This is a genomic window from Lysinibacillus sphaericus, assembly GCF_000600105.1.
In the GTDB taxonomy this organism is placed as follows: Bacteria; Bacillota; Bacilli; order Bacillales_A; family Planococcaceae; genus Lysinibacillus; species Lysinibacillus sphaericus.
Genome location: NZ_CP006837.1, coordinates 4,025,781 through 4,038,502, shown reverse-complemented (window position 1 = coordinate 4,038,502; position 12,722 = coordinate 4,025,781). Strand labels below are relative to the sequence as shown.

Genomic DNA, 12,722 nt, shown 5'->3' with positions numbered 1-12,722 from the left:
GAACACCTACTAAATTAGCGTATAATGAGACTACGACAAATAGTAAAAATAGTATAGAAGATTGACTAATTCTTCGAAAGATAGGAGCGGAATTTGTCTTGTGGAGGGATTATAAACGTCTTTTAATCGTAGGGATTATGATTATCATGCTACTTTCTGGTTGTAATCAATTTACAAAGCAGAGTCGACCTAAAAATGAATTAACAGTTTTGACAGTAGAATTTAATAGTGGTGCACCGATTCCTAATTTATATATAAAACTGACAGATGTGGAGTCTGGTAAGAAAATCGAAGAAGCGATGGGCTCTGATGAGGGAGAAGCTACTTTTACAAACCTTGTAGAAGGTAGGGAATATACGATTACTGCAACAACGCTCAATAACGTAGGTGACAATGATGGCTATACGACAATCGAAAAATTCACGTATGACGTGACCAAGCCCTATTACCGATTGCCAGCACATTCATCTAGAGCAGAACAGGAGCTAGCAGTTCCAGTCATTATGCAAAAGCCAGAACTTCCCCAAGGTTGTGAAATTACCTCACTAACAGCTGTTTTAAATTATTATGGTATGGATGTGACCAAGCTTGAAATGGCTGATACCTATTTGCCTAAACAGAATATTTATACAGCAGGTGGTCAGCGATATGGGCCGAATCCAGCTGTTGCCTACGCAGGAAATCCGCGTGATAAGGCCAATGGTATGTATGTCTTTGCTGCACCAATTGTGAAAGCGGCAGAAGCGGCGATTGCAGATAAGCAATCCAACTTGCGGGTAACGAATATGAGTGGTGCATCACAAAGTGATATTTTAGAGCTTGTTGAGGAGGGGGTACCGGTTGTTGTATGGGTAACGCTTGATTTATCGACACCTAAAACAACTGGCAATAAAGGATGGGTTTATGAAGGAGAAACGTTGAAACGTGATGCGTACATAAATTTACATGCTGTCGTATTAACCGGTTATTCAAATAAACAAGTTGTCGTAATGGATCCATTGCAGGGCAATGTTTCATACAATGTAGATGAATTTTTTAAGAGCTATCAGGAGCTAAATATGCAAGCGGTAGCGGTTCATAAATAATGTTTTGAGGAGTGCTATAGAGCGCAGCTTGGATTGCACAAAAGTATGTTACACTAATAAATAAAAAGCTAAAGTGAGTTGAGTAGCATGGCCATTGAGCACACTTTTTTACCAGTTTTATTAGGCGATGAAATGAATGCTTACGGCATGGCACGAGCATTTTACGAGTCCTATGGCGTTAAACCACTTGCATTAAATCATACGAATATGGAAAAAATTCACCAAAGTGATTTATTAACTTTTCGTGAAGTACCAAGATTACATATTGAAGAGCGCTTTGTTGTTGCTTTACAAGCCATTGCAGAAGAATTTTCCGAAAAGAAGTTATTGCTTTTAGCCTGTGATGAGTTTTACGTAAAGAAAATCGTGCAGCATAAAGAGGAGCTATGTGATGATTATGTAATTCCCTATGTCGATGCACCGCTTGCCAATCAATTATTAACACGAGAAAGCATGTATCAGTTGTGCGAACAGTATGGTTTCCATTATCCTGATATGCATGTATGTACGGTAAATGATTACGAGGAATTGAAGACACTTGACTATCCAGTTGTCATTAAGCCACTGAATATGACGAAATACGCAAGTTGTATTTTCCCTGGTAAGAAAAAGGTATATATTGCACAAAATGAAGAAGAAAAAGATGCTATTTTCCAAGCAATCTATAAGGAGTCAGCATATCGCGATGACTTAATGGTTCAGCAATATATTCCAGGCGAAGATGCTAATATGCGTGTTGTGAATGCTTATGTTGGACAAGATCACAAAGTCAAGCTACTATCTGTAGGGAACCCCATTTTAGAAGAGCATTCACCGGATGGTATTGGGCGTTATGTCGCCATTATGACCACTTACGACAAAGAACTAATGGAGTGTGTGAAAACATTTCTAGAGGCGCTAAAATTTCAAGGCTTTGCTACATTCGATATGAAATTTGATGAACGAGATGGGTTGTACAAATTGTTAAGTATAGAATTACATAATGAACTATCGAATTATTATGTGACAGCAAGCGGCTATAATTTAATGCAGTATGTAGCGGATGATTTTATTCGAGGGAGTAAACAACAGCTTACATATGTGCAGAACAAGCACCTCTGGACGATTGTGCCAAATGGTATATTATTTAAATACGTATTAAATGAAAAGCTTGTGATGGAAGCAAAGAGTTTAATTCGCCAAGGTTTAGCAACGGATTCTATTTTTAATTATAAAGATATGAATGCGAAACGTTGGTTAAATGTAACGCTTGAAAACTTAAGCTTTTATCGCAAATATAAGAAATATTTTAACAACAAAGGTCTGTCTAACTCATGAAAAAACAAACTCTAGGTATAATTGGTGGCGTTGGTCCACTTGCAACAATGTTTATTGGCGAAATGATTGTAAGACGTACAAAGGCAACAAAAGATCAGGAGCATGTCCATACTATTATTGACAATGATACAAATATTCCAGATCGCACGGCCTTTATTTTGGATAATACAAAGGAAAACCCTGTTCCAGTATTAGTTGAGGATGCAAAAAAACTAGCTTCTGTTGGAGCGAATTTAATTGCGATTCCGTGTAATACGGCGCATACCTTTTATGATGAATTAGCGCAAGGCTCTCCAGTTCCTGTGTTGCATATGATTCGTGAAACGGCGAAACGTGCGCATGATTTAGGGGCAAAGCGCGTTGGTATTTTAGCGACAACCGGTACGTTAACTTCAGGTATGTATCAAAGCGCTTTAGAGGAATATGGTATTACACCAGTTATACCAGATAATCCTATGAAAGAAAAAGTGATGTCAATCATTTACGATTATGTGAAAGCTGGCAAAGATGTAACAAAAGAAGATTGGCTGCCTATCGAAGAGGCAATGTTGGCTTTAAATTGTGATCGTATCGTGCTAGGATGTACAGAGTTATCTATCGTCAACCGAGATTTAAAATTATGTGATAAATATATAGATTCATTAATCGTTTTAGCGGAATGTGCTATTGTAGCATGTGGTTATGAATTAGTGGATTAACATGTGGCTCACCTGTTGAAAAAGGGTGAGCCTTTTCCATACAGGTGTTACATAAAAATAACGCGAACAATCTATTTAGCAGGAAAATGCTTGTGCACAGTTAGTGTGTTAAACTAGTGTCAAGCAGGATAATAAGGTGGGAATTAACATGTCAGTAATTAATTTATTAAAAGAAGAATTGCAAGCAAAATGGAACTTTGAAGAAGCGATGAAAATTCAAGAAGAAATGATTCCAGCAATGCTTGAAGGCAAAGATATTGTAGCAGAATCACCGACAGGATCAGGTAAGACATTGGCCTATGTGTTGCCATTACTAAATAAAGTAAATGGGGCGAAAAAGCAAACACAAGGACTGATTGTTGCGCCGTCTCAAGAATTAGCAATGCAAATTGTCGAGGTCATCCGTGAATGGATTGCAGGTACTGATATTACAGTACAACAACTAATTGGTGGAGCAAACTCTGCAAGACAAATCGAGAAGTTAAAGAAGAAACCGACAATCGTAGTTGGTACACCCGGTCGCCTAAACGAATTAGTGCGTTCAGGGAAATTAAAGTTAAAAGAAATTGAAACAGTTATTTTAGATGAATGTGATCAGCTATTGAGCCGCGAGTATCGCGTTGTCGTAAAATCATTTATCGAAGGTGCGGCTTACGGGCGCCAAGTAGTTGTGGTTTCTGCGACAATTACGGAGGAAATTGAATTAGTCGCTAGCCGCATGATGTTTGAACCTTTACGTTTCAAAATTAAACCTGAAGATATGGTGAAGGTTGGCAAAGTTGTCCATTCATTTGTGAAAGTAGAAGAACGTGATAAAACGGACTTATTACGTAGAATGGCGCATACAGAAGGGTTACGTGCGCTTGCTTTTGTCAATAATATCGATCAATTATTAATGAAAGAAACGAAGTTACAATATCGTTCAGCGCCAATTGTTACTTTACATTCTGACATGAAAAAAGAAGAGCGTAAAAAAGCATTAGATGCATTTCGTAAAGGAGAAGCGCGTATTTTAATCGCCACTGATATAGCTGCACGTGGTTTAGATATTGCCGGTTTAACACATGTTATTCATGTCGATGTACCACGTACAATTGAACAGTATTTGCATCGTTCAGGCCGTACTGGTCGAGCGGGAGCAGATGGTGAAGTCCTTACGTTGTTATCATACAACGATGAAAAAACATATAAAAAGTGGACGCGTGAAGTTCCTGGCAAACCTGTGCAAAAAATATGGCACGATGGCAAGCTAGTAGAAGGTAATTCAAAAACAATTGGACAAAAGCGAGGGAAATAATATGACATTTGAAGAAAAATTACAAGCATATGCTGAACTTGCGGTGAAGGTTGGTGTTAATATTCAACCTGGGCAATACTTATTAGTTAATACTTCGGTGGAAGCAATAGACTTTGCGCGTTTAGTAGTGAAAGAGGCATACAAGGCTGGAGCTGGTCGTGTTCATGTGAATTTTTCAGATGATGAAATGGATCGCGCTTATTTCGAGCATGCGTCTGATGAAGAATTTAATCGTTTCCCTGAATGGGTTGTTAAAATGCGTGATGAGTTAATCGAGCGCAAAGGGGCATTATTATGGATTGATGCTGCAGATCCAGACAAATTAACGGGTATTTCAGCTGAGCGATTAGCCACACACCAAAAAGTATCAGGTGCTGCATTGAAAAACTATCGCAATGCCGTGATGAAGGATTTAATCGCTTGGTCGATTGTAGCTGTACCATCAGCCAAATGGGCAGGAAAAGTATTCCCGAGTTTAGACGTGGAAAAACAAGTACCAGCGCTATGGGAAGCAATCTTTAAAACGGTGCATATTGGTGAAGGCAATGCGGTTGAAAATTGGCGTACACATGTTGCAAACTTAGAATCACGAGCTGCATTATTAAATAATAAAAAATATGCAAAACTACATTATACTGCACCAGGCACAGATTTAACGATTGCTTTAGCACCACAGCATAAGTGGTTAACGGGTGGGAGCAGAACACCTGAAGGTACTGTATTTATCGCTAATATGCCGACGGAAGAAGTGTATACCTTACCAATGAAACAAGGTGTCGAGGGGTATGTAAGCAATACCAAGCCATTAGTATACCAAGGCAATATTATTGATGGCTTTAAGCTTACCTTTGAAGAAGGAAAAATTATTGATGCACAAGCGCAAGTTGGGCATGATTTATTGCAAGAGTTAATCGCTGTCGATGAAGGATCTTGTTATTTAGGAGAAGTTGCACTTGTCCCACATGAATCCCCAATTTCAGCTTCAGAGATCTTATATTTTAATACATTATTTGATGAAAATGCATCCAACCATTTAGCGATTGGTGAAGCGTATCCAACTTGTTTAGAAGGTGGAAGAGATTTAGAAAATGGTCAACTTGAAGCATTAGGTGCCAATATTTCAGTAACACATGAGGACTTTATGATTGGTAGCGGCGACATGGATATTGACGGTATTTTACCAGATGGCACTGTGGAGCCAATTTTCCGTAAAGGTAGCTGGGCTTTTTAATAGATTAACGACATTTATTGTGAGGTGAGCAGATGAAACGACTAATAAGCCTAGTAAGTATAACTGTACTTTCGTTAACACTTGGTGTTTCATCTGCCTTTGCACGTGGTGAAAATTATGTAGCACTTGGAGATTCCTTAGCGGCTGGTCAAACACCGTATCAGGAAATTGATGCAGGTTATAGCGATTTGGTTGCGATGCGATTAGGAATGATTGGGCATTTGAATCACTATACAAAGCAGCTCGCTTTTCCTGGTTTCACAACGGCAGATGTTTTAGAGCGTGTTAAGTCTGAAGAAGCAAGCGCGCTACTAGCCAATGCAACGCTAATTACTATTTCCGCAGGTGCCAATGATTTACTACGTCTTGTGCAGGTTAACCCATCAGCTGGTACGTTAACATTTTCACAGCTTCAAGTAGATTTTGCGTTAAATAGTGCGCGAAAAAATATGTCGGATTTATTAGCTGAGTTGAAATTACGCGCACCCAATGCGAAAGTCTATGTCATGGGCTATTATTTTGCCTATCCCACTGTACATGCAACACAAAAAGAGGGAACGAATGCACAGCTCTTAAAGTTAAATACGATTTTAGAACAACAAGCTGAGCAGGCAGGGATGACTTATGTTAATGTCTACGATGCTTTTGGCTTGCAAGCTACTCACTACTTGCCAAATATAGCAGATGTCCATCCTAATTTTGAAGGATATCGTCAAATGGCAAATGCCTTTTTAAAATCGTATAGCGGTAGTGATGGCTTAGCTATTTCTACTACAGAGTTGCCTAAGCCGAACCCCATGACATTTCAGGAAATAATGGAGAAACAAGCAGAGTCCAACGAAAAACCTGTAGCGGAACAACAAGAGAAAGTCGCAACCGTCAGAAGCCTTCAAGGTTTTATTGGCTATGCTACTTTTATAGAAAAGGTCAAAGCCAATCAATCCATACAGCCACAACGAATTTAAGTGGAAAAACACCAAGAACAAAAGTATGCTAAGTACATAAATTGCCACCTATTAGGAGCAATTTAAACAACTTAGCATACTTTTTTAGTGCCACTGTTTGTGTGCCTTGTGCGGGTGCCAGTCACCCAAACGATTCTGAATTTAACGGGTGCCAGTCACCGAAACAATTCTGAATTTAACGAGTGCCAGTCACCCAAAAAGGAATATAGTTGCATGCATGATAAAATAAAAGAAAAGCAAAACAGGAGGTGCATAGACAATGAAAATATTCCATACAGCCGATTGGCATTTAGGAAAACTTGTACAAGGTATCTATATGACCGAGGATCAGCGTTATATTTTACAGCAATTTTTGCAAGCGATTGAAGAAGAACAACCTGATGCAATTATTGTAGCAGGCGATTTATATGATCGTTCAATGCCACCTGTAGAGGCCGTTAACTTATTAAACGATGTTTTCGCAGAAATTGTACTTGAAAAGAAAATTCCGGTGTTAGCAGTTGCCGGAAATCATGATAGTGCGGGACGATTAAATTTTGGTAGTCGTCTTATGCGAGATAGTGGGTTACATATCGTAGGGCAATTCACAAAAGAACATTCACCAATCGTTCTGACAGATGAATTCGGTGAGGTGCATTTTCACCTAGTGCCATATGCAGAACCAGCCTCCATACGCACTATTTTAGAAGATGATACGATTCAGTCACATCAAGATGCAATGCAAAAAATCATCGCCCATATTCAGCAAACGATGGATACAACAAAGCGGCATATTTTTATTGGACATGCTTTTGTGACGAAATATGGCTTTGAAGAAGATAATACAAGTGATTCGGAACGACCGTTATCCATCGGTGGGTCAGATTGCGTGGACGCTGCCTTATTTGAACATTTCAACTATACGGCACTCGGCCATTTGCATAAAGCTCACTTTGTACTGAATAACACAATCCGTTATGCAGGTTCACCGTTGAAATATTCGTTGTCGGAACATTTGCATGAGAAAGGCTTTTTAATTGTAGAGCTAGATGCTAATGGACATGTAGAGGTTAACAAAAGCAAGCTTGTGCCAAGACGTGATCTACGAGTGGTGGAAGGCTTCATGGATGATTTATTACAACTACCACCATGTGATGATTATGTCTTTGTACGATTAACAGACACGACACCTGTAGCCTCACCGATGGAGCGAATCCGTACTGTTTTTCCACATGCAATGCATATTGAACGTAAAGCATCACGAATACAAGTAGCCCAAGAAATACAAGCTGTTGAAACGGAAAAAGTAGAGGATATTGACTTGTTTCGTGGATTTTATGCAGATGTTTTGGGCGATCAACCTGATCCAGAAACCGAGCGTTTGTTTTTAGAGATGCTACAAGAATTATTAGATGAGGAACGGGAGGCGGTGCGATGAAACCACTCAAGTTAACGATTACTGCTTTCGGTCCATATAAACATACAGAAGTGATTGATTTCCAACAGCTTGGAGAGTACCGTTTATTTGCTATTTCAGGCAAAACAGGCGCTGGGAAAACGACGATTTTTGATGCGATTTGTTATGCGTTGTATGGTGCAGGAAGTGGTGAAGATCGTCAGGATACAGCTATGCTTCGGAGTGGCTTTGCTGCGGATGATGTTTACACCGCAGTAGAATTGGTATTTGAAATGCGCGGTAAAGTGTATCACATTTTACGCCAACCAGGTCATATTAAAGCAAAAAATAAAAGTGTCACTGGAAGAAAAGTTGAATTAGCAGAAATAAAGGATGGTAAATTTGACTTTAGTATAGTGGAGAAGCAGCAAACAAATGAAGTAGATAAAAAACTGCTTGAAATTATAGGGCTAACAAAAGATCAGTTTAGTCAAATTGTGATGTTGCCCCAGGGGGAATTTCGCAAATTATTAACTTCTGATTCCTCGAATAAAGAAGTCATTTTACGTAAAATTTTTAAAACAGATCGTTTTAATGCAATGACCAAAAAACTAGATATCAAAAGAAAAGAAGCCGAAAAGGATGTCGAGCGTGCCCAGCAATTGAAAGAACATTTACTTGGACAAATTGCAGGTGCATTACCACAACGGTCATCAACACTATTTACTTGTATAAGCAATAATACGTATAATATGCATCAACTAAAAAATGCCCTTGAAGAAGAGCAATTCTTTTATAATGCTAGTATCCAAACGGAACAGCTCCGCTATGAAGAAGCCTATGCGCATCATCAAAAGGAACAAGAATATTACAGTATGGCGAAAGCGCTGAACGAGCAGTTCGAACAACAGGAGCAACGACAAGCCCGTTTGCAAATGCTGTTACAACAACAACATTTATATACAGCGAAGGAACAGGAAATACAATTAGCTGAACAAGCGGAGCGTCTTCTTACTTTTGAACAACAGTGTGTAGAATTACGGACAGAGCAAAATCATAAGGAACAACTTTATCAGCAAGCGACAATAAATCATCAAAACGCTTTGGCACAACTAGCAATAGCCCAGCAATTATTTTCAGAGGAAGAAGCGAAAGAACCAGCTCGTCAGCAAATATTGCAACAAGAAATGCAGCTATTAGCGCTGTTACCAAAGTTTGAGGCATTTGAGCATAATCAGCAACAACTAGAAATAACGCAACAACTTGTTGATAATGCTAAACGTGCAGTAGCAGATAATCTAAACATTTTAGAAAAAGAGCAAACCCAACTTCAAGAGTTAACAACAACCATTGAGCAATATGAAAAACAAATGGAGCCCTATGCGGGTTATTTAGAACAACTTCCTAAGCTTAAAGAACAAGTCACATTATTAGCTCAATTGGAAAAATATGAGCAAGCGAGTGAGCTAGCTGAGCAAGCGTTTCAAAGGGCGCAACAGCTCTATCAAGAAAGTAATAAAGCGCTACAGACTAAGGAACAACAATGGATTACCAGTCAGGCAAGTATTTTAGCAGCCAAGTTAAAAGATGGCGATGCTTGTCCAGTTTGTGGCAGTACAACACACCAATTAACACATAGTGAGCCACTAGCAATCGTGGATGAAGTGGAGCTGGAAACAATCCGCGCGACAGCTCATGCAAATGAGAGAAATTATTACGAAAAAGAAGCAACAGTCAAAACAACAAAGCAATTGCTTCAAGAGGTGGCTGAACAGGTAGAAGCTAGCCATATATCACTAGCTGATCGAGTAGATCTTACAACTTCATTACAATTCATTGAGCAACAAGTTACTGTTTTAAAAATCGTTAACGATCAACTATCTATCGCACGGACTAAGCTAAAAGAGCAACTGGCAAGAAATGAACAATTACAACACAAACAAGTCCAGTTAGAGCACTATTTTGCCGAGCAGTCGAAAGAATTAATTAAACAGCAAGCAATTGTAGAAGAACAACAAAAGTACATTCCTGAACATGTAAAGTCATTGCAACAATTAAAGCAAACAATGGAAGATATAAAATCGCAAAAGAATGCATTACAAGCAGCATGGAACGCGAGCCAGCATAATCTACAAGCAACAAAAGAAGCGTCACATAAGGCAGCTATAGCAGAAGAACTGGCAAAAAAAGCCTATGAGGAATTGCAAAACAAACTGAATGAAAAACGAGAACAATTTGTCACAAGCATGAACAATGTAGGTTTTACAACATATGAAGCATATGCGGCGGCAAAGCGAAGTGTTGTACAAATCGAGGAATTACGTAAAGCGTGCCGGGATTACGCTTTACAACAGCACTCTTTACAGCAACAAATCTTAGATGGAGCACAACATCTTGAAGGAAAAGAGAAGCAAAATTTAACGATATTAGAAGACAAGCTTGAGATGTTACGAGCTACATCTGAAGAAGCATTTAAAATATTGCAACAGACGAAAAATTATGCAACAGCATGTGCTGACTTTATTGTTAAAGTTGATGAAACGGCGAGGGAAATACGGATACTCGAAAAAGAAGCAGGCCGTGTAAAAGAACTTTACACCGTGTTGAATGGTCAAAATCCTAAAAAACTGTCATTTGAGCGTTATATTCAAATCAATTATTTAGATAAGATTACAGCAGCAGCCAATCTTCGTTTATTCCATTTATCAAATGGACAGTTTGAATTGCGGCGCTCTGATCGCTTGGAGAAGCATGCCAAGCAAAGTGGGTTAGGGTTAGATGTGTATGATGCTTATACGGACCAATTAAGAGATGTAAAAACATTATCTGGTGGGGAGAAGTTTAATGCATCATTAAGTCTTGCATTAGGTATGGCAGATGTTATTCAAAGCTTCCAAGGAAATATTCAGATTGAAACGATGTTTATCGACGAGGGCTTTGGTTCTTTAGATGAGGAAGCGTTAAATAAAGCAATTGATACGTTAATTGATTTACAAGATTCAGGAAGAATGATTGGTGTTATTTCACATGTAGCTGAGTTAAAAGCCGCAATGCCAGCCGTTTTACATGTTGAAAAAACATTAAGTGGGCATAGTACAACACACTTTGAAGTAAAGTAGTGCCAGTCACCCAAACAATTCTAAATAAAACCCACTTGCACTGTGTGGTGTAAGTGGGTTTTGTGTGCCAGTCACTCAAACAATTAAAAGAAGTCAGTGCACCTATTTTCTGCGTGTTGATACGTAAGGTGTTGTCCCTTTTTTTGCAGCAACTACTTTTTTGACAATAGGAATGACAATAGGTGCAAATTTTATAGCGGTTTTCACTACTTTTGATACTTTCATGAATACGACATCTCCTTAGTACTAAATTTTAACGTATAACTCGTACAGCTTGCACAATATTCCAAATAACAATACCTAATGATACGAGTAAATAAATTGCAAATGAAGCAAACCAAATGATAATGAATGTATTCCCATTTGAAGAAGGATCAAACGTGTTCAATGACATTGAAGAAAATATAGAGATAGCAAAGAAAATGATACCTAAGACTAACGGAATCAAGTGAGAAATAAGTGCTCGAATGGAATGTCTTTTGACTTCACTATCTTTTGAAACAAAGTAAACGACTAATGGAACGACAAATGGTGCAATAAAAACACTGAGATAACTAAACGCAGATAAAACTTTTTGATTCTCCATAATTGTTCCTCCCTTTTTAATATTTACGCATAGAAAGCGTAAAAGTTTCAAAAAAATAATTGAGGAAAAGGTTGTAATACCAGAGGTGTTTGCGTACAATGAGGGTGTTCAATAAAAATGAGATGTAACGACCACAAGGGGAGCTGATGATGTCAGCTGAGACTGGGCACGTAATGCCTTTACTCTTTGAACCTGTAAGTTAACACTTGCGTAGGGATGTGGATAGAAACCGACACTTTTACGATGTGAGGCTCTGTCCTGGCATCGTTTTTTTATGCCGGATTGAGGTGCACATCCAAATAATTGTTTTCTATTCCTGCTCTTGTATCCTACATCGGAACAAAGGAGAGAATAATAGTATGGACAAAAAAAGATTACTCATGCTGGTGGAGATTGCAATTTTTGCAGCGGTAGGGCTTGTGCTCGATCAAGTTTCTTTTAAAGTATGGGCACAAGGTGGCTCGGTAAGCTTAGTCATGATACCAATTATTTTAATGGCATTTCGTTGGGGGCTTTTGTCAGGGCTCACAACAGGTCTATTAATTGGTGTGTTACAAACAATGTTTGGTGCTTATATTGTGCATTGGCTTCAAGGATTACTAGATTATGGGGTAGCCTTTACTGTAGTAGGTTTAGCGGCAATTGTTCGTGAACCTGTATTAAAAGCCGCAACAGCACTCAACAAAAAGAAAATGGCTCTGTACATAGTGATGGGAACAGTGTTAGCTGGTTTTTTACGCTATCTTGCACACACGATTGCAGGTGCAGTATTCTTTGCAGAGTATGCGGGCGATCAAAATGCATGGATTTATTCAATTATTTATAATGGAACATATATGCTACCAGCAACTATTTTAACAGCTATTGTCGGTGTTCTATTATTTACAGCAGCGCCACAATTAATGCAACGAAAATTATAAATGAATGGAAATAGTATGCTAAGAATTACTTAGTATACTATTTTTTCATATCGAGAACAATCAGTTTAAATGAACTGTAGAGAAAGGCTGTTTTAAGGTCTAAAGACTTTTAAAATCGTCTGTTTTTTC

General features: G+C 38.5%; 11 protein-coding genes and 1 riboswitch. Of the genes, 9 read left to right on the top strand and 2 right to left on the bottom strand.

Annotated elements, in window-relative coordinates:
- The first annotated feature begins 98 nt into the window (after window positions 1–98).
- The 8 genes from T479_RS19655 to T479_RS19620 all read left to right on the top strand — a co-directional run bounded on the left by T479_RS19655 (window position 99) and on the right by T479_RS19620 (window position 11,087).
- A complete protein-coding gene (locus T479_RS19655) occupies window positions 99–1,085 on the top strand; it encodes a C39 family peptidase (RefSeq protein WP_036205547.1) in 987 nt (328 codons plus the stop codon).
- 87 nt (window positions 1,086–1,172) lie between these two features.
- On the top strand, window positions 1,173–2,402 hold the full coding sequence (locus tag T479_RS19650) for a carboxylate--amine ligase (protein WP_025220627.1): 1,230 nt from the start codon (window positions 1,173–1,175) through the stop codon (window positions 2,400–2,402).
- Window positions 2,399–3,100, top strand: a complete 702-nt coding sequence (gene cuyB, locus T479_RS19645) for a cysteate racemase (RefSeq protein WP_025220626.1) — start codon at window positions 2,399–2,401, stop codon at window positions 3,098–3,100. The genes T479_RS19650 and cuyB overlap by 4 nt, the downstream gene beginning before the upstream one ends.
- A 148-nt stretch (window positions 3,101–3,248) precedes the next feature.
- Window positions 3,249–4,397: a DEAD/DEAH box helicase gene (locus tag T479_RS19640; protein ID WP_024364515.1), complete on the top strand. Its 1,149-nt coding sequence runs from the start codon at window positions 3,249–3,251 to the stop codon at window positions 4,395–4,397.
- 1 nt (window position 4,398) lies between these two features.
- On the top strand, window positions 4,399–5,628 hold the full coding sequence (locus T479_RS19635) for an aminopeptidase (protein ID WP_024364516.1): 1,230 nt from the start codon (window positions 4,399–4,401) through the stop codon (window positions 5,626–5,628).
- A gap of 32 nt (window positions 5,629–5,660) precedes the next feature.
- A complete protein-coding gene (locus T479_RS19630; RefSeq protein WP_025220625.1) occupies window positions 5,661–6,593 on the top strand; it encodes an SGNH/GDSL hydrolase family protein in 933 nt (310 codons plus the stop codon).
- A 259-nt stretch (window positions 6,594–6,852) separates the two neighbouring features.
- Window positions 6,853–8,010, top strand: a complete 1,158-nt coding sequence (locus T479_RS19625) for an exonuclease SbcCD subunit D (RefSeq protein WP_025220624.1) — start codon at window positions 6,853–6,855, stop codon at window positions 8,008–8,010.
- Entirely contained in the window at window positions 8,007–11,087 is a 3,081-nt protein-coding gene (locus T479_RS19620) for an AAA family ATPase (RefSeq protein WP_025220623.1), read from the top strand. The genes T479_RS19625 and T479_RS19620 overlap by 4 nt, the downstream gene beginning before the upstream one ends.
- A gap of 102 nt (window positions 11,088–11,189) precedes the next feature.
- On the opposite strand, the gene T479_RS24235 is transcribed toward T479_RS19620, so the two are convergent.
- Window positions 11,190–11,312 carry a small protein YxzF gene (locus T479_RS24235; protein ID WP_255313776.1) on the bottom strand — a complete coding sequence of 41 codons (123 nt, stop codon included), beginning with the start codon at window positions 11,310–11,312 and terminating at the stop codon, window positions 11,190–11,192.
- A 28-nt stretch (window positions 11,313–11,340) separates the two neighbouring features.
- The gene (locus T479_RS19615; RefSeq protein WP_029747430.1) at window positions 11,341–11,673 is read right to left on the bottom strand and encodes a magnetosome magnetite crystal formation protein family; all 333 of its coding nucleotides are present in this window, start codon (window positions 11,671–11,673) and stop codon (window positions 11,341–11,343) included.
- A 126-nt stretch (window positions 11,674–11,799) separates the two neighbouring features.
- A riboswitch (TPP riboswitch) is annotated at window positions 11,800–11,907 on the top strand.
- 125 nt (window positions 11,908–12,032) lie between these two features.
- Here T479_RS19615 and thiT point away from each other — a divergent pair.
- Window positions 12,033–12,593, top strand: a complete 561-nt coding sequence (gene thiT / locus T479_RS19610; RefSeq protein ID WP_024364521.1) for an energy-coupled thiamine transporter ThiT — start codon at window positions 12,033–12,035, stop codon at window positions 12,591–12,593.
- The last annotated feature ends 129 nt before the right edge of the window (window positions 12,594–12,722 follow it).

Excerpts from the sequence above, each read along its gene's own strand:
- T479_RS19630 (WP_025220625.1), top strand. The coding sequence starts at position 5,661 with ATGAAACGACTAATAAGCCTAGTAAGTATAACTGTACTTTCGTTAACA.
- thiT (WP_024364521.1), top strand. The coding sequence starts at position 12,033 with ATGGACAAAAAAAGATTACTCATGCTGGTGGAGATTGCAATTTTTGCA.
- T479_RS19620 (WP_025220623.1), top strand. The coding sequence starts at position 8,007 with ATGAAACCACTCAAGTTAACGATTACTGCTTTCGGTCCATATAAACAT.
- cuyB (WP_025220626.1), top strand. The coding sequence starts at position 2,399 with ATGAAAAAACAAACTCTAGGTATAATTGGTGGCGTTGGTCCACTTGCA.
- T479_RS19635 (WP_024364516.1), top strand. The coding sequence starts at position 4,399 with ATGACATTTGAAGAAAAATTACAAGCATATGCTGAACTTGCGGTGAAG.
- T479_RS19640 (WP_024364515.1), top strand. The coding sequence starts at position 3,249 with ATGTCAGTAATTAATTTATTAAAAGAAGAATTGCAAGCAAAATGGAAC.
- T479_RS24235 (WP_255313776.1), bottom strand. The coding sequence starts at position 11,312 with ATGAAAGTATCAAAAGTAGTGAAAACCGCTATAAAATTTGCACCTATT.
- T479_RS19615 (WP_029747430.1), bottom strand. The coding sequence starts at position 11,673 with ATGGAGAATCAAAAAGTTTTATCTGCGTTTAGTTATCTCAGTGTTTTT.
- T479_RS19650 (WP_025220627.1), top strand. The coding sequence starts at position 1,173 with ATGGCCATTGAGCACACTTTTTTACCAGTTTTATTAGGCGATGAAATG.
- T479_RS19625 (WP_025220624.1), top strand. The coding sequence starts at position 6,853 with ATGAAAATATTCCATACAGCCGATTGGCATTTAGGAAAACTTGTACAA.